16 protein-coding genes are annotated in these 17,274 nt (G+C 71.6%); 6 read left to right on the plus strand and 10 right to left on the minus strand.

What is annotated here, in order from left to right:
• Positions 1-63: 63 nt before the first annotated feature.
• Together ddaH and rocD are read left to right on the plus strand one after the other, a co-directional pair.
• Complete coding sequence (gene ddaH, locus ABD832_RS35525; protein ID WP_344904785.1) at positions 64-903, plus strand: dimethylargininase; 840 nt, start codon at positions 64-66, stop codon at positions 901-903.
• Positions 900-2,111: an ornithine--oxo-acid transaminase gene (gene rocD / locus ABD832_RS35530; protein WP_344904788.1), complete on the plus strand. Its 1,212-nt coding sequence runs from the start codon at positions 900-902 to the stop codon at positions 2,109-2,111. The genes ddaH and rocD overlap by 4 nt, the downstream gene beginning before the upstream one ends.
• Positions 2,112-2,259: 148 nt before the next feature.
• On the opposite strand, the gene ABD832_RS35535 is transcribed toward rocD, so the two are convergent.
• Positions 2,260-3,864: an alkaline phosphatase D family protein gene (locus ABD832_RS35535; protein WP_344904791.1), complete on the minus strand. Its 1,605-nt coding sequence runs from the start codon at positions 3,862-3,864 to the stop codon at positions 2,260-2,262.
• 593 nt (positions 3,865-4,457) lie between these two features.
• On the opposite strand from ABD832_RS35535, the gene ABD832_RS35540 reads away from it, so the two are divergent.
• Entirely contained in the window at positions 4,458-5,342 is an 885-nt protein-coding gene (locus ABD832_RS35540) for a DUF2382 domain-containing protein (RefSeq protein ID WP_344904794.1), read from the plus strand.
• 120 nt (positions 5,343-5,462) lie between these two features.
• On the opposite strand, the gene ABD832_RS35545 is transcribed toward ABD832_RS35540, so the two are convergent.
• Positions 5,463-6,350 (minus strand): Gfo/Idh/MocA family protein, encoded by an 888-nt coding sequence (locus ABD832_RS35545; protein ID WP_344904797.1) that lies wholly within the window; start codon positions 6,348-6,350, stop codon positions 5,463-5,465.
• Positions 6,351-6,376: 26 nt separating this feature from the next.
• Positions 6,377-7,321, minus strand: a complete 945-nt coding sequence (locus tag ABD832_RS35550; RefSeq protein ID WP_344904800.1) for an NAD-dependent epimerase/dehydratase family protein — start codon at positions 7,319-7,321, stop codon at positions 6,377-6,379.
• A gap of 174 nt (positions 7,322-7,495) precedes the next feature.
• Between ABD832_RS35550 and ABD832_RS35555 the strand changes: the two genes are divergently transcribed.
• The 3 genes from ABD832_RS35555 (at position 7,496) to ABD832_RS35565 (ending at position 10,009) form a co-directional block, all read left to right on the plus strand.
• The gene (locus ABD832_RS35555) at positions 7,496-8,197 is read left to right on the plus strand and encodes a TetR/AcrR family transcriptional regulator (protein ID WP_344904806.1); all 702 of its coding nucleotides are present in this window, start codon (positions 7,496-7,498) and stop codon (positions 8,195-8,197) included.
• Positions 8,198-8,425: 228 nt separating this feature from the next.
• Positions 8,426-8,869 (plus strand): hypothetical protein, encoded by a 444-nt coding sequence (locus ABD832_RS35560; RefSeq protein WP_344904809.1) that lies wholly within the window; start codon positions 8,426-8,428, stop codon positions 8,867-8,869.
• Between the two features lie 255 nt (positions 8,870-9,124).
• Positions 9,125-10,009 (plus strand): acyltransferase family protein, encoded by an 885-nt coding sequence (locus ABD832_RS35565; protein WP_344904812.1) that lies wholly within the window; start codon positions 9,125-9,127, stop codon positions 10,007-10,009.
• Between the two features lie 81 nt (positions 10,010-10,090).
• On the opposite strand, the gene ABD832_RS35570 is transcribed toward ABD832_RS35565, so the two are convergent.
• The 7 genes from ABD832_RS35570 to leuA all read right to left on the minus strand — a co-directional run bounded on the left by ABD832_RS35570 (position 10,091) and on the right by leuA (position 17,001).
• Positions 10,091-10,642 carry a hypothetical protein gene (locus ABD832_RS35570; protein WP_344904815.1) on the minus strand — a complete coding sequence of 184 codons (552 nt, stop codon included), beginning with the start codon at positions 10,640-10,642 and terminating at the stop codon, positions 10,091-10,093.
• A gap of 240 nt (positions 10,643-10,882) precedes the next feature.
• Entirely contained in the window at positions 10,883-12,166 is a 1,284-nt protein-coding gene (locus ABD832_RS35575) for an FAD-binding protein (protein WP_344904818.1), read from the minus strand.
• Between the two features lie 153 nt (positions 12,167-12,319).
• Complete coding sequence (locus ABD832_RS35580; RefSeq protein ID WP_344904821.1) at positions 12,320-12,706, minus strand: TraR/DksA family transcriptional regulator; 387 nt, start codon at positions 12,704-12,706, stop codon at positions 12,320-12,322.
• A 143-nt stretch (positions 12,707-12,849) separates the two neighbouring features.
• Positions 12,850-13,635, minus strand: coding sequence for an aminoglycoside phosphotransferase family protein (locus ABD832_RS35585; RefSeq protein WP_344904824.1), 786 nt, complete (start codon positions 13,633-13,635; stop codon positions 12,850-12,852).
• A gap of 167 nt (positions 13,636-13,802) precedes the next feature.
• Entirely contained in the window at positions 13,803-14,459 is a 657-nt protein-coding gene (locus ABD832_RS35590; protein ID WP_344904827.1) for an SSI family serine proteinase inhibitor, read from the minus strand.
• A 28-nt stretch (positions 14,460-14,487) separates the two neighbouring features.
• On the minus strand, positions 14,488-14,631 hold the full coding sequence (locus ABD832_RS35595) for a hypothetical protein (protein WP_344904830.1): 144 nt from the start codon (positions 14,629-14,631) through the stop codon (positions 14,488-14,490).
• Positions 14,632-15,258: 627 nt separating this feature from the next.
• Positions 15,259-17,001 (minus strand): 2-isopropylmalate synthase, encoded by a 1,743-nt coding sequence (gene leuA, locus ABD832_RS35600; RefSeq protein WP_344904833.1) that lies wholly within the window; start codon positions 16,999-17,001, stop codon positions 15,259-15,261.
• Positions 17,002-17,274: the final 273 nt, after the last annotated feature.

Raw genomic sequence — 17,274 nt, forward strand, 5'->3', positions numbered from 1 at the left:
GATGACGCCGCCGCCGGGGATCCGGCGGCGCCCGCCGCCAGACCTTTCGTAACGGGGTTATCGATGACGAGGCATTACCTGATGTGCCGGCCCGACCACTTCGCGGTCGAGTACGCGATCAATCCGTGGATGCACCCGGAGGCCGGTGCCGACCGCGCGACGGCGATCAGGCAGTGGGAGACGCTCAGGGACGTCTACCTCGACCTCGGGCACCGCGTGAGCCTGATCGAGCCGCTCGAGGGCCTGCCGGACATGGTCTTCTCCGCCAACGGGGCGCTGGTCGTGGACGGGCGGGTCTACGGCGCGCGGTTCGCCTACCCCCAGCGCGCGGCCGAGGGACCCGCGTACCTGAGGTGGTTCACCCAGAACGGCTACGAGCGGGTGCACGAGGCGGCCTTCGTCAACGAGGGCGAGGGCGACTTCCTCACCCTGGACCACCTGGTGCTGGCCGGGACCGGTTTCCGTACCGACATCAGCGCCCACAAGGAGGCGCAGGAGTTCCTGGGCCGGCCGGTGGTGACGCTGCAGCTGGTGGACCCGCGGTTCTACCACCTGGACACGGCACTCTTCCCGCTAAGCGGACATAACGTGGCATACTTCCCTGAAGCGTTCTCCCCGGGGAGCCGGGAGGTCCTGCGGACCCTCTTCCCCGACGCCGTCCTGGCGAGCGAGGAGGACGCGGTCACGTTCGGCCTCAACTCGGTCAGCGACGGCGTCAACGTGGTGATCAGCGCCGAGGCCGGGGGCCTGCAGCTGGAGCTCAAGCGCCGCGGCTTCGAGGTCGTCCCGGTGGACCTGTCGGAGCTGCGCAAGGCCGGCGGCGGACCCAAGTGCTGCACGCTGGAGATCAGGGAGCGCGTCGCGGGCGCGACGGCCCCGGGCCCGGAAGGGGTGGACGCATGACCGGCACGGACGAGTTCATCGAGCTGAGCGAGCGCCGGAGCGCGCACAACTACCACCCCCTGCCCGTCGTGATCAGCGAGGCGCAGGGCGCCTGGGTGGTCGACGTGGAGGGCCGGCGGTTCCTGGACTGCCTGTCGGGCTACTCGTCGCTGAACTTCGGGCACGGCAACCCCCAGATCGTCGCCGCCGCGCAGGAGCAGCTCTCCCGGCTCACCCTCACCAGCCGCGCCTTCTTCCACGACCGCTTCGCCGACTTCGCCGCCGGCCTGGGCGACCTCACCGGCAAGGACATGGTCCTGCCGATGAACACCGGCGCCGAGGCCGTGGAGACCGCGATCAAGGTGGCCCGCAAGTGGGGGTACGAGGTCAAGGGCGTGACCCCCGACCGGGCCAACATCGTCGTGATGGAGGACAACTTCCACGGCCGGACCACCACGATCGTCGGCTTCTCCACCGACCCCGACGCCCGCGGCGGCTTCGGCCCGTACACCCCCGGCTTCCGGATCGTGAAGTACGGGTCGGCCGAGGCGGTCCGCGAGGCGATCGACGCCGACACGGTCGCGGTGCTGCTGGAGCCCATCCAGGGCGAGGCCGGGGTGCTGGTCCCGCCGGACGGCTACCTCACCCAGGTCCGCGAGCTGTGCACCGCGGAGAACGTGCTGATGATCGCCGACGAGATCCAGTCGGGCCTCGGCCGTACCGGCGAGACCTTCGCCTGCGACCACGAGGGCGTCGTCCCCGACGTCTACGTGCTGGGCAAGGCGCTGGGCGGCGGCGTGGTGCCGGTCTCGGCGATCACCGCGAACGCGGACGTGCTCGGCGTGATCGGGCCGGGCCAGCACGGCTCCACCTTCGGCGGCAACCCGCTGGCCTGCGCGGTCGCGAGCACGGTCGTCGGGATGCTCGCCACCGGCGAGTACCAGGCCCGCGCCAGGGAGCTCGGCGCGGTCATGCACGAGGAGCTGCGGGCCCTGATCGGCCACGGCGTGGTGGCCGTGCGCGGGCGCGGCCTGTGGGCCGGTGTCGACATCGACCCGTCCCTGGCGAGCGGACGGGAGATCTCCGAGGCGCTGATGGCCCACGGCGTGCTGGCCAAGGACACCCACGGCTCGACCGTCCGCCTCGCCCCGCCGCTGGTCGTCTCCGAGGACGACCTGCGGTGGGCGATCGGCAGGCTCGGCGCCGTCCTGGAGGAGCTCGCGCGGTGATCCCGCCGGCGCCCGGCCGCCCGATCGGGGGCCGAGCGCACCGGCCGGGGCCGGGTGCCGGCGAGTGAGCGCCCGCCGGGCGCCGTGGACGGTCCCCGGCGGGTGCCCGCCCGCGGGGACGACGCTCCCCCGCGGGTGCCGGGGAGCGTCAGCTCGCGACGCGCCCGGCCTCGCGGGGCCGCGCCGGGCGGGCCGGGGTGTCCTCCAGCTCCACCGTGGTGATCTCGGTGATCTCGGTGCCGGTGGCGGTGTCCCACCGGACCGAGACCGGGGAGGTGTCCAGGCGCAGGACGGCCACCGCGTTGGAGAACCACGGGCCGTTGGTGATGCGCCACTTGAACGGCGGCCTGGGGATCTTCACCGTCCGGGAGAGCAGGCGGCCGACCAGGCTGGCGATGCCGAACTGGGCGAAGATGTTGGCCAGCCGGAGGGTGCGGCTCAGCGGGTTGCGGATCGGGGAGCAGACCAGCTGGTGGATGGGCAGCTCGCGGGCCTTGGCGACGTAGGAGTAGTGCACGTCGCCGGAGAGCACGATCACCGGCTTGCCCAGCCCGGCCAGCAGCCTGGACAGGTCCTCGAAGGAGCGGCGGAAGGCCGCCCAGTGCTCCAGGTCGACGGCCTGGCGCAGCATCTCCGACACGCGCGCCACGCCCTTGCCCCAGGCCCCCTGGGCCAGCGCCTCGTTCCAGTTCTGGATGTGGTGGATGCCCGCGGGCAGCAGGAACGGCACCGACGAGCCGATCACGAAACGTTCCGCACCCTCCCGCTGCAGCTGCTCGGTGAGCCACTCCCACTCCACCGGGTCCAGCATGCGCCGGTCGCCGGGGTCGAGCTGCCGGGAGCAGCGGGAGTCGAGCATGATCAGGCGGGTGGCCCCGAGGTCGCGGGCGTAGCTCCACCGGCTGTCGGCGGGCACGTCGTAGGCGTGCTCGGCGAACGCGTCCAGGATCTCGGCCCCGTCCCCCTCGGCCGCGCACACCTTGTTCAGCACCTCGTCCACGGCCCGGTCCTGCGGCGACATGTTGCCCAGGTGCTGGTAGACCCAGTAGGCGCCGAGCCCGGAGATCACCCGGTGCCGCCACCACGAGACCTTCTCCATCGCCGTACGCCAGGAGATGGAGGTGTTGAAGTCGTCACGCAGGTCGTGGTCATCGAAGATCATCGCGGTGGGCACGGTGGAGAGGATCCAGCGGATCTCCGGGTCGGTCCACGCGATCCGGTACAGCTCGGCGTACTCCTCGAAGTCGGCGATCTCCTTCTTGGGGTCGCTGTCCCTGCGGTTCGCGATGAACTCCAGCATCTCCGAGGACGGCTCGTCGGCGTAGACCTGGTCGCCCAGGAGCAGCACCATGTCGGGCCAGCGCTCCTCGGGGGCCTCCATCAGCGTGCACCCGTACGCGCGCAGCACGTCCACCCCGTGGGAGATCGTGTGCAGGGTGTCGTGCGGCACGCTGGTGCGGCAGGAGCTGAACATCACCTTCTGCGGCCCGTCGGGGCCGAGCAGGCGGATCCGGCTCGGCGGGTGGTCCGGCAGCGGCCAGACCGTCGTGCCGTCCAGGCGTACCTCGTAGGTCCCGCCGTCGCGGACGTCCACGATCGCGTAGTGGTGCCCGTGGACGGTGAACGTCCTGGCCTCGGAACGCACGCCGGCGACCTCGACCGTCACCTCGCACGGCTCGCTCGTCTCCATCCACACCGACGCGCTCACCTCGTCGACGTAGCGCAGCATCGGTCCGACCACAAGTTCCGGCACGTTCATCCCCTCAGTCACTACGGGACGGCAGGTGTCCCTCGTCGGACCCTGCCAGATCTGCGCGTTCCTCCACGATTGCCCGAAGACGCCGGTCGATAACAACGTATCTCCCGGTAGGGGGGTCGCGACGCGCCCGGGAATCGGTCATGGGCACGTCACACCGGTCGTCACGGGGAGCCTCCGCACGGGCGGGGGAACCGCTCCCGGGCCGATCACGGCCGATCTCGCGGCCGACCGGCCGGACCCTGGCCCGCGTGCCATGCCCACCACTCCTCGCCGCTCTCCGGCTCGGCCCCGCCCGCCGGGGGCGGCCGGATGGACGCCGTCCAGGATTTCCGGGTGCACCACAACACTACCCGCGACCTGGCGAAGCGTGACATCCACATCCGTCTCCCCGCACTCCCTCTCACGCCCGTACGAACCCCACCATGAACACCTCGCCGGGGGTGTCCCCGGGCCCGGTGGACGGCCCCGCCTCCCGCCGATGATCCATGCCGACTTTAAGGTATTTTAGGGCTTTTGTCCCTTTCATTCGTTTCCTTCGTGTTTTTAGAGGTATGGCAGTGAGGAAGCCAACATGGGGGAGAAAACGAATGATTACCCAAGAGCAGATCCCGATGGTGATCGACCACCAGCTCTACGACTCCGCGGGCCAGAAGGTCGGCGAGATCAAGCACGTCTACCTCGACGACAGCACCGGCAAGCCCGAGTGGCTGTGCGTGAAGACCGGGCTGTTCGGCATGAAGGAGACCTTCGTCCCCATCCAGCGGGCGTCCGTCGTCGGCGACCACGTGGAGGTCGAGTACGACAAGGCCCACATCAAGGACGCCCCCAACGTCGACGTCGAGTCCGGCGGGCACCTGTCCCAGGACGAGGAGCACAGGCTCTACGAGTACTACGGCGTCAGCTGGGGCGGGAACGACAGGCCCGGCCAGGGCGACCGCACCCGCGCGGGCATGCAGGGGAACGCGGGCATGCAGGGGAACACCGGACGCGCGCCGGTTCCCGGCCCGGGTCCGCGCCCGGGGCCCCGTCCGGGGGCCGACCGTCCGATGCCCGGCACGCAGGGACGCGACCGGCACGACGACGACGCGATGACCCGTTCCGAGGAGAAGCTCAACGTCGACACCCGCTCCCAGGAGACGGGCCGGGCACGGCTGCGCAAGTACGTGGTCACCGAGGAGGAGCAGGTCACCGTACCCGTCACTCGCGAGGAGGTGCGCATCGAGCGTGAGCCCGTCACCGACGCCAACCGCGCCGACGCGATGAGCGGCCCCGACATCACCGAGGCCGAGCACGAGGTCACCCTGCACGCGGAGCGGCCGGTCGTCACCACCGAGGCGGTGCCGGTCGAGCAGATCCGCATGAGCAAGGAGCAGGTCACCGAGCAGGAGAGGGTCTCCGGCAAGGTCCGCAAGGAGCACGTCGAGGTCGACCTCGACGACGAGGGCGACGGCCGGCCGGGCCGCGACCACTGACGGACGCCGCCGTCCCGGACCTGGGGACCGGGACGGCGTGAGCCGGACCGTCGCGGCCGGCCTCGACGCCCTGGACCGCCGCGGCCGGCCGGTCGCGACGCCTCGCCCCCGGTCGTCCCGTCAGGTCGCGGCGGCGACGATGTCCTCGCAGATCGCGTGGGTGACCAGCGCGTCACCGGCGTCCACGACGGTGCCGGAACCGACCGCGTCGAGGAACTCCCGGCAGACCTGCTCGATGCCCCGCTGCCGGGAGACCGGGGTCCAGTCGCCCCGCCGGGTCAGGGTCTCGCCCCCGGAGTGGTCGAGCACCTCCGCCAGGTTGACCACCCGGCGCCTGGCGCCGCCTCCCGTCACCTCCACGGTCTCCTCGGCCGAGCCGCTCATCCTGCTCATGATGCCGAAGGCGGTGAAGCCGTCCCCGGAGAGTTCCAGCGTCACGTGCTCCAGCAGCCCGTCCACGACCCGGACGCGGATGCCGGTCTCCTCGACCTCGCCGGGCACCAGGAACCTGAGCGTGTCCACGACATGGATGAAGTCGTCGTAGACGACGGTCCGAGGGTCGGCCGGGTGGCGGGCCCGGTGTTTCTGCATCACCACCAGGTCGCGGGGAAGATCGCGCAGGGCGGCGTAGCCCGGTGCCCTGCGCCGGTTGAAGCCGACGAGCAGCGACCGCCCGTTCTCCCGGGCCAGCTCCACCAGCCGTTCGGACCCGGCGAGGGTGGAGGCGATCGGCTTGTCCAGGTAGACGTGCACGCCCGCGCGCAGCAGCGGTTCGACGACCTGCGGGTGCGCCGTGGTCGCCACGTGCACGAAGGCCGCCTCGACGCCCGCGTCGATCACCTCCTCCACCGAGGAGAACCGCCGCCCGATCCGGTAGGCGTCGCCGAGCCGGTCGAGCCTGGCGCGGTCGCGGGTGCACAGGTGCAGGTCCAGGCCCGGGGTCGCGCCGAGGACGGGCAGGTACGCCTTCTCCGCGATGTCCCCGAGGCCGATGACGGCGAGCTTCATGCTCAGAGGGTACGGGGTGCGCCTTCCTATGCCGCGGCGGCCAGGCGCGTGCGCCACCATGCCAGCGTCGCGGTCAGCGCCTCGTCCATCGGGGTCGGCTCGATCCCGAACGTCTCCCGGGTGGCGGTGGAGTCGAGCACGAACGGGCGGACGAACTGGTAGCGCAGCTCCTCCAGCTCCCTGAGCATCGGCGAGAAGACCCCGGCGGCGCGCAGCAGCAGGTGGGGCATGGCCCTGACCCCCGGGTCGGGGACCCCGGCGAGCGCGCACAGGCGCGCGGCGACCTCGCGTGCCGTCATCGGCTCGTTCGTCGGGACGTGCCACGCGCGGCCCCAGGCGCGGTCGCCCTCGCCCGCCGCGATCAGCGTCCGCGCGACGTCGGGCACGTAGGTCCAGCTGTGCGGCTGGGAGGGGTCCCCGGCGAAGCGGACGGGCCTGCCGGACAGCAGGGCGGGGACGAACCTCTCCCCCAGGTGCGACTGGTCGAGGCAGCCGGGGCCGAAGTAGTCGGAGCCGCGCACCTCGGTGACCCTGGAGCGGCCCGCCTCGTGCGAGGCCAGGGCCTGTCGCCACACCCGGGCCCGGATCGCCCCCTTGGCGCTGGGCGCCTCCAGCGGGTCGTCCTCGCGCATCGGCCGGTCGGGGGCCGCGTAGACGTAGAGGTTTCCGAGGATGACGTATCCGGCGCCGGTGGTCTCGGCGGCCCCCAGCAGCGACGCGGCGAGCGGAGGCCAGTCGCGCGCCCACTCGTGGTAGCGCGGGTTGACGCAGTTGTAGAGGACCGCGGCGCCCCCGGTCAGGGCGGTGAGCCGCTCGCGGTCGCTCACGTCGGCGGCGACCCTGCTGACGCCCGGAAGGTCGGGACCCGAGCCCGAGCGGCTGAGGAGGACGACCTCGTGTCCCTGTCCGGCCAGCAGCCGGGCGACCTCCGAGCCGACCTGACCGGCTCCGGCGATGACGTGCTTGGCCATGATGCCTCTTTCCTCACTGATGATCGGCGGCGCGGGCTCACCGGGTCCGGACGAGCCGGAGATGACCCCTTCAGAGATTGTCGTTCCGTTCTGTGAGCAATGCTCTCTCAAAAGAGCATCGTTCGTCAAGAGCAGTGCTCTCGTTTCTTTCGGGTGCTCTGATATGGTCGGGGCATGAGTTCGAGTCGCACCGCGCGCGAGAGGGTCAGGGCCGAGCTGACCCGCGAGATCGCCGACGTCGCCCGCAGGCAACTGGCCGTCGACGGCGCGAGCGGCCTGTCGCTGCGCGCCGTCGCCCGCGAGATGGGCATGGCCTCCTCGGCGATCTACCGCTACTTCCCCTCACGGGACGACCTGCTCACGGCCCTGATCATCGACGGCTACAACGCCCTCGGCGAGGCCGTGGAGAACGCCGACGCGGCCGTGCCGCGCGAGGACCACGCGGGCAGGTGGACGGTGGTCTGTCACGCCGTACGGGACTGGGCGCTGGCCCATCCGCACGAGTACGCCCTGCTGTACGGCTCCCCCGTCCCCGGCTACAAGGCGCCGCAGGACACCGTCTCCGCCGCGATCCGCGACACCGTCGTCTACGGCCGGATCGTCTCCGACGCCCACCGGGCCGGGGCCCTGAACCCCCCGGACGACGGCCACCCGCCCGTTCCCGCGCCCTTCCACGACGACGCGGCACGCGTGCGCGCACTCATGCCCGACGTGCCCGACGACGTGATCGTCCGCAGCCTGATCGCCTGGACCGGGCTCTTCGGCTGGATCAGCTTCGAGATGTTCGGCCAGTTCGACAACACGATCCTCGACCGGCCGGCCGCCTTCGACCACGCCATGCGCTGCCAGGCCCGCACGCTGGGACTGCCCGCGTAGTACGTCAGATGTCGTCGCGACCAGTAACGCCTTTCACCCGTCGTGACAAGCGGTACTTCCTGTCACCCGCCCGGAGGTTCCTGGAGACCCCTGCATGCGGGTTTCAGGGCCGCCGTAAGCGCCGCGAAGGTCGTTGAAAGCGCCCTGCAGCCGGGACGGCCTATCAATGGTGGTGCAAGCCCCGACCGCCAGAGCATCCCGAACCGCACGGTTCACTCAGGAGACCCGATGAACCGCACCATCCGCACCCTGCTCGGAGTCACCGCCACCGCCGGAATCGTCGCCCTGGGCATCCCGGTCCTGGGCACCGCCGCGAACGCGTCGGCCGTGTCGGCCGTGTCGGCCGTGTCCGCCTCGGGCGTCACCAACGCCGCCTCCCCCAGCTTCCTGTTCAGCTACACCTTCGACGGCCACCTCAAGGTCGCCGGCGGTAACTTCACCGTCGGCCGCCGCGTCTACCTGGTCGTCAAGTACAACACCGGCCGGACGGCGTTCTCCAAGTGGCAGACCGCCCGGACGCACTCCATCACCCCCGGCGGGGCCATCTACGTGGACACGACGATCGCCGCCCCCTGTTTCGGCGCGAAGAACGGATACGCCCGCGCGTACGACGACGCCACCGCGACGTGGTCCCCCCGGCTGCCGGTGACGATCTGCCAGCGGATCGACTGACCCGCTGAAACACCTCACTGAACCATCGGGCAGAGCGGGAGCTCCTTCATGGCGCCGCAACAGAAGGTGATCCCTCCACCGCACCGGGCGTCGTCGGTTCCGGCAGAGGCGAATCCCGGTCGCCACGTGAACCTGGCCGACTTCTCCACCTCCGACAGGAAGAACCCCAGGTGAGGGGGACGGTCTCACCGGGGGTCGATCCGGCCGGGACTCGCGGACGATCAACAGCCCTTCGAGCACGCGCTTGAACCGCTGTTGCCCGAGGCGCGATTTCCGGTCAAGGTCGCTTTCGAACCCGGCTGGTACGGGGTGATGGTGTTCTTCCTCATCAGCGGCTACATCGTCCCCGCGTCACTGGAGCGGCGGGGCAGCCTACGGGCCTTCTGGACATCCCGCCTCTTACGGCTGTACCCGCTGTTCGGCCTGTGCGTGGCGGGTATGACGCTGCTGGTGGCCATGGGCTGGGACGAGGCGCACGTCTGGTGGACCTCTCGGCCGGTCTCCCTGGCGCTGGGGCATCTGACGATGCTGCAGAACCTGCTGTCCATGCCGAACCTGGTCAACGTGCTGTGGACGCTCTCGTACGAGATGGCCTTCTACCTGCTGCTGACCGCGATGTTCGTCCTCGGCCTGAACCGCGGGAGCACCGCGGGTGCGCTCGGCTTCACGGCCGTGGCGGTGCTGGGTGCGGGCGCGTTCCCGGTCGCGCTGCTGTCGGCCGGAGGATCGGGCCGGATGCTGGCGGTCACGCTGCTGGTGATCATACCGGTGGTGGCGGGCCTGACCGCCGTGCTGGGGGGGTCGGACGCGGTGCGGCGCGTGGGCGCGGTCGTCGTCGGCGGCACCGTCCTGGTCCTGCCGGCCGTCAACCAGAGCTATCCCGGGCCCTGGCAGGGATTGCTGATCATGGCCACCATGTTCGCCGGGACGGCGCTGTACCGGGCCGAGCGGGGTGAGATCCCCTGGAGCCGTGCCGGGTGGGTGGCGCTGGTCCCGCCGGCCGGGATCCGGCTGGCACGGGACGAGTTCGGTGTCCAGACGGCCACGGCCGCCGCGTGGGTCACCTTCGCCGCCGGGATGGCGCTGCGGCACCGCGGGGTGCCCCGGCCTCTGGCATGGCTGGGGGCCGGGCGGGCATGACCCTCCCCTGTCCGGGAGAGCCATGCCGTTCCGGTCGAGGGTGGCCCGGCGCGGCCGGGTGTCCGCCCGCGACCCCTCGTCCTACTTGGTGAACGTCTTGCGTATGACGCCCCGGAGGACCTCGCCGGGTCGCTGCTGCTCCCCGTGCAGGGAGGTCAGGACGAGAAGCGTCCCGGTGACGGCCGGGATGACCCACTGCATGACGCGCAGCTGCTGCTGCGCCTTGGCGACGTCCTGCGGGGTCTCCTTCTCGGGCTTGACCCCGCTCTCCGCCGGTACGTCGCCCGCGTTCTCCAGTTTGGTGCCGAGCGCCCCGCTGTAGGCGGTCGCGGCCAGCGCCGCGATGGTCAGTGCCCCCTTGACCGCGGTGCTCGCCCCCACCCCCTTCTGGTGCGCCACCCGGCTGCTGTTGGCCCCGAGCAGGCCGACGGCGCCGACCAGGTGCAGGCCGATGCCCAGGGCGTTCACCGGCTTCCATCGCATCCAGCCGGAGTTCGCCACCCGCAGCCGCTCGTTCCTGTCGCTGACCACGCCGGAGGCACCGTTGAGGCCCACCGCGCCCATCAGCGAGCCTCCGAACCAGGCGGCCAGTCCGACGTCGTGCATCGCCCGCACGACGGTATTGCGTTTCATGCGTTTCCCCCTCGTCACACGTGTTCGTTCGCGATCTCTATGGTGGATATCGCGCTGTTACCACCGTGATGGGAGTTAGCTACCCGAATCTGCTCATGCGATCCGCTGATGCGCCGATGCGCAGATCAAGGTTGTGGCTGTGACCGGTCAGGAACCGGTGAACCCGATCGCCGGGCGACGGCTCCCGGCCGGCGGTGCCGGACCGATCCCGCCGACATCACCGCCTCCCGGCGGCCTCCCTCAGGAGGGGACGTCCCCCGCGAAGAGGTGATCGTTCAGGAACGGGTTGCGGAACTTGCCCGCCGGGTCGAGGTCGGCGGCCAGCTTCCGGAAGTCGGGCAGCCGCTCGTACAGGGAGGCCAGACGGCCGGGGGGCGTGAGGAAGAGCTTGCCCCAGTGCGGGCGGGCCTCGAACGGCTCCAGCGCCTCCTCGACCACGGCGAGCACCCGCCGCACCGCGGGCCAGTCCTGCTTCCAGGTGAAGTGGACGGCGACGACGTCCCGGCCGTACGAGGGGCTCAGCCAGAGATCGTCGGCGGCGACGGTGCGGATCTCCGAGATCTGCAGGACGGGGGCCACCGTCTCCCTGATCCCGTCCAGCGCGCGCAGCGCGGCGAGCGCGTACCGGCGCGGCAGGAGGTACTCCGACTGCAGCTCCTCCCCGCTGCTCGGCGTGAACCCCAGGCGGAAGTGCGGCAGCCGGTCGTACCAGGGGCCGGGCACGCCCATCTGCGCGGTGCAGTTGACCGCGGACATGTCGGGCAGGGGGTGCCGGTCGGCCGGGGCGGCCACGGCACCGAGCCAGCGCGGCGCGGGCTCCCACGATCCGGTCTCGCCGTCGCGCCGCTTCACCCAGACCTGGTCGATCACGGGGCCGTTCCACCCGGTGAACATGCTCACGCTGTACGCGGCCGAGGTGATCTCCTCGAAGTGCTCCTCCAGGGCGGCCCAGGGCAGGTTCTCGTAGACGTACTGCCGCACCTCGAAGGTGGGGACCACGTCGAGGGTCACCCGGGTGACCACGCCCAGGGCGCCGAGCCCGACGACCGCGCCGGCGAGGCGGTCGCCGTCCCGCCGCCGGTCGAGGACGGTGATCTCGCCGTCCGCGGTGACCAGTTCCAGGCCGGACACCGCCGTGGCCAGGTTGCCGTTGGCGTCGCCGGAGCCGTGCGTGGCCGTGGCGCAGGCGCCGGCGATCGAGATGTGCGGCAGGGAGCCGAGGTTGTGCAGCGCGTACCCCTCGCCGTGCAGCCACCGGCTCAGTTCGCCGTACCGCACGCCGGCGCCGGCCGTGACCGTGCCGCGCGCCGGGTCGAGCTCCGGGGTGCCGGGCAGGTCCTCCAGGGAGACGAGGTCCCCGCCGGGACGGTCGGCGATCTCGTTGAAGGAGTGCCGGGTGCCGAGTGCCCGGATCGCGTCGCTCGAGGCGACCAGCTCCTGGAGCCGCTCGACGGTCGCGGGACGGTGGAACCGCGCCGCCCCATAGGTGATGTTGCCCGCCCAGTTCGTCGGCCGCCCGGTCACGATGTGCCCTCCCTACGACTCAGGCAAGGCTATGCGTCCCCGGCCGACGCCGCGAGCGCGGGGGTGCCCCGGGAGGTGGTCCGGCAGTCCCCGGGACCCCAGCGGTCCGCCTGACGTGCACGGGACGCCCCGGGGACGTCTCCGGGGGGCCGGTCAGCGTCCGCGTCCCGCGCACCGGATGCAGGTGCGGGCGACCGGGCGGGCCCGCAGGCGTTCCGGCGCGATGGGCCGCCCGCAGCCGTCGCACACGCCGTAGGTGCCGCGGCGGAGCCGCTCGGTCATCTCGTCGAGATCGTCGAGGTGGGCCTGAGCCCGGTCGAGCAGGCCCCGCAGGTGGGAGCGCTCGAAGGCTATCGTCGCCCCCTCGGGGTCGTGCTCGTCGTCGTTGGCCACCATCGCCGACGCGGCGACGAGGTCGTCCCAGTCGCGGGTCAGCGCCGCGATCTGGGAGATCGTGCTCTCCCGGTCGGCGGCCAGCAGCTCGCCCATGGCGGCCTGTTCCGCGGGTGACAGCGCGGCTTCGAAAGGAGGTTCGCCCATCGCCGTCCCGTCCGATCCCGATGCGGATCCGGTTCCCTGGCGGAAGCGGCCCGGCTCCGATGAAAAGCCGCCGACCTGCGGCTCCCTGTAGTTTACGGCCTTTCGAGGGACATCGCCGTCCACGGAACCGGCATGGTCAGGGATCATCCTCCGGGACCGAGCAGGCGGTCGAAGACGGCCCGCCGCTCGTCGAGGTAGGCGGCGTCCGCGAGGTACTGGACGTGGTGCCCGTCGGCCAGGTGGCCCGCGAAGGCCGCGTTACCGGCGTCGGCCTGGGCCCGCATGAAGTCCACCAGGGCGTGCAGGCGGGCGATGACGGTGTCGACCAGGCCGCTCCGGCCGGCGGCGCCGAGCCTGTAGCGGTCACAGAACAGGCGGGCGCGGCGGGCCTGTTCCGCTGCCGTGCCGAAGCCGTCGTTGTTGGCGGGCGCGGTGAGGGGGGCCCAGCGGTAGACGGCGTAGGCGACGTCCCACAGCCGGGGGCCGGGGTGGGCGGTGTCGAAGTCGATGATCCCGACCACCCGGTCGCCGTCGAGGACGCAGTTGTGCGGGGCGTAGTCGCCGTGGCAGACGACCTCGACGGGCGCGCGGGCGGGCAGCATCCAGCCGCCGGTCACGTCGCGGGCGTGTTCCACGGTGGCGTCGTGGTAGGAGCGCAGCAGCTCGGCGGCGCTCTCCAGCGCCTCGGTGGACGCGGCCGCGGGGGTGACCGGGTAGTTGCTGACCTCGCCCGGCAGGAAGTCGAGGATCTCGAAGCCGTCACCGGTCACCCCGTGCACCGCGGGCGACGCGGTGAAGCCCCGCGCCCGCAGGTGCCGCAGGAGACCGTGGACCGCGGGTGACCACGGCCCGGTCGGACGGCGCACGGTCGCGCCGATCCTCACCACCTCGTTGACGCCACCACCGGTCAGAACCTCCCGATCGGACATCCGCCGCCTTCCTCCGTGTTCCCCGCTTTTCGCGTACACGGACGATTCTGCAGCAACCAGACTGATCACGCCGGAGGCCGGAAGGGGGCCGTCGCGGTGGCGGGGGCGTCCCGCCACCGCGACGGCCCGATCACCGGCGGGCCGGTGCCAGAAGGCGAAGACCGGTGTCAGAAGGCGAAGACCGGTCCGGTCGCGGCGTACAACTCGCACCGGTTGCTGAACGTCCTGGAGTAACGGATCTGGCGGCCGTTCCAGAGACCGGTCGCGGTCGCCGTCACGGCGTCGTAGTACTGCGGGCATCCCCGCCAGGGAAGCCGGATGAGGGCCGGGTCACCCTGGGCACGGCTCAGCACCCCGCACGCGTCGGCCGCGCGGGGATGCGTGCCGTAGATCGGCGCACACCCGAGCCTGGCGCGTCGCGTCCTGCCCGTCTCCGTGACGGTGAGCGCGAGCTCCCTGCGGTACGGCCCGACGACCGGCCGGCCGCCGTCCGGCGGTATGACGATGGGCGGGACCGGGCGCGGGGGCCACGGGTCGGGACGCGGAGGCCACGGCGGCCACGGCGGCCTCGGGCGAGGCGGGGGCGGCTGGCCCCACGGTGGCCCGGGGTTCGGACGGGGCGGCCACGGCGGCGGTCCCGAGGTGGGCGGGGTCGGCTGCACCCACGGCGGCTCCGTCGGACGCTCGGGGCCGGGACGCGGTGGCCACGGAGGCGGTCCCGAGGTCGGCGGGGTCGGCCGCACCCACGACGGCTCCGTCGGACGCTCGGGGCCGGGACGCGGTGGCCACGGAGGCGGTCCCGAGGTCGGCGGGGTCGGCCGCACCCACGACGGCTCCGTCGGACGCTCGGGGTCAGGACGCGGTGGCCACGGAGGCGGGACCGGCCGTACCCAGGGCGGCTCCGACGTCGGAGGGCCGGGGTCCGGACGAGGCGGGCCGGGCGGCCACGGTGGCCACGGCGGCGGTCCCGAGGTGGGCGGGGTCGGCCGTACCCACGACGGATCCGTCGGCGACCCGGGGTCGGAAGGGGGCGGCCAGGACAGGTCGGGAGGCGGCGGGGTCGGCCGGCCCCGGGACGGCTCGGACGGCGGCGGTTCGGGGGCGGGGCGTGGCGGCCACGGCCTGGGCGGCGGCGGGATCCGGACGGCCGACAGGGCGGTGGCCCGGGCGAGCGGCGAGTCGCTCCCGTCGCCCGGTGGTCGCATGTCCGCGACGGCCGTACCGCCGGAGAGAAGGAGCCCGGCAGCAGCGGCCAGGCCAAGGATACGGTGCATAAGTTTCCCCGATAGATAGAAATATCGTAAATAACCGAAAATGAGGAGTTCGGATTATTCGAGGGGAGTGACTTATGTCCTGAACTGCAACGATGCTATGGCCGGGGCGTGGGGATGTCCCGCAGCGACTCGCCAGGGAATGCCACGGAATGCCGCGACCGGCCGTCGGGGGCACGGACGATTCACCGGGAAAAGGCCTCGCCGGGGGTGCCCGGCGCCCGTTCCTTCACCGGGGAAAGGCCTCACCGGCGGTCTCCGGCCCCCGTCCTCGCACCGCGGGAAGGACCCGCCGCGCGGATGGGACCGTGAACGCGGGGCGTGTGACCGCCCCGCGTCCGGATCACACGGATCACACGGATCGGCCGGTGACCCCGCCCTGGCCGCGACCGGCGCGGTTGACCGCGGAGATGACGGCCTTGAGCGCGGCGGCCGTGGTGTTCACGTCGATGCCGACGCCCCAGAGGGTCTGACCGCCGATCTCGCACTCGACGTAGGAGGCGGCCTTGGCGTCGGTGCCGGAGCTCATGGCGTGCTCGGCGTAGTCCAGGACGCGCACGCCGATGCCGATCGTGGACAGCGCGTCGCAGAACGCGGAGATCGGGCCGTTGCCGACCCCCTCGACCTCGCGGATCTCACCCTCCACGCGCAGGTCGGCGCCGATGGCGTCCTTCCCGTCGCCCCGGGAGGCGGTGCGGTGGGCCAGCAGGCCCAGACGGCCCCAGGAGGCGGCCGGGTTGGGCAGGTACTCGTCGGTGAAGACCTCCCACATCTGCGCCGCGTTCACCTCGCCGCCGAGCGCGTCGGTGCGGGCCTGCACGGCGCGGGAGAACTCGATCTGCAGGCGGCGCGGCAGGTCCAGGTGGTGGTCGGCCTTCATGATGTAGGCGACGCCGCCCTTGCCCGACTGGCTGTTGACCCGGATGACCGCCTCGTAGGTGCGGCCGATGTCCTTGGGGTCGATCGGCAGGTACGGGACGGCCCAGGCGAACTCCTCGACCGGGACCCCCGCCGCGGCCGCGTCGCGCTCCAGGTGCTCGAAGCCCTTCTTGATGGCGTCCTGGTGGGAGCCGGAGAAGGCGGTGTAGACCAGCTCGCCGCCCCAGGGGTGGCGCGGGTGGACCGGCAGCTGGTTGCAGTACTCGGTGACCCGGCGGACCTCGTCGATGTCGGAGAGGTCGATCTCCGGGTCCACGCCCTGGGAGAACAGGTTCATGCCCAGCGTGACCAGGCAGACGTTGCCGGTGCGCTCGCCGTTGCCGAACAGGCAGCCCTCGATCCGGTCGGCCCCGGCCATGTAGCCCAGCTCGGCGGCGGCGACGGCGGTGCCGCGGTCGTTGTGGGGGTGCAGGGAGAGCACGATCGAGTCGCGGTAGGCCAGGTTGCGGTGCATCCACTCGATCTGGTCGGCGTAGACGTTGGGCGTGGCCATCTCGACGGTCGCGGGCAGATTGACGATCACCTTGCGGTCGGGCGTGGGCTGCCAGACGTCGTTGACCGCGTCGCAGACCTCCACGGCGTACTCCAGCTCAGTGCCGGTGAAGGACTCCGGGGAGTACTGGAAGTAGATCTCCGTGTCCTCCATGTCGTCGGCCAGCTTCCTGCAGAGCTTGGCCCCCTCGACCGCGATCGCGGTGATGCCCTCGCGGTCCTGGCCGAAGACGACCCGGCGCTGCAGGGTGGAGGTGGAGTTGTACAGGTGGACGATGGCCTGCGAGGCCCCGCGTACCGACTCGAAGGTCCGTTCGATCAGCTCGGGCCTGGCCTGGGTCAGGACCTGGATCACCACGTCGTCGGGGATCAGGTCCTCTTCGATGATCTGCCGTACGAAGTCGAAGTCGGTCTGGGAGGCGGCGGGGAAGCCGACCTCGATCTCCTTGTAGCCCATCTTCACCAGCAGCTGGAACATCGTGAGCTTGCGCTGGGGGTCCATGGGGTCGATCAGCGCCTGGTTGCCGTCACGCAGGTCGACGGCGCACCAGCGCGGGGCCCGCTCGATGACCTTGTCGGGCCAGGTGCGGTCGGTCAGCCGGATCGGCTCGAAAGGCCGGTAGCGGCCGAACGGCATGGGACTGGGCTGCTGCTGCGGGTACATGCAAGGCTCCTCGACTGGGAAAACAATCGTGGCCGACGCGCATGGCTCGCTCCGCGACGAGGGAGCCGGCCCCTACAGGCCCTCGTCGCGGCAGCTAAGAAGCAGGCCGCGCAGCATGCACAGCACGTTAGCAGACTGTCCGGAATGCGGGGGCCTCGGTCTCAGCAGGCGGGACGCCGGATTCCGGCCGCATCGGCGCACCGGCCGGGACCTGCGACGATATGGCCTTTTCCTGATCGGATACAGTCCGAAGGGACGTCGACAGGAACAGTA

The organism is Streptosporangium longisporum (genome assembly GCF_039534895.1).
GTDB lineage: Bacteria > Actinomycetota > Actinomycetes > Streptosporangiales > Streptosporangiaceae > Streptosporangium > Streptosporangium longisporum.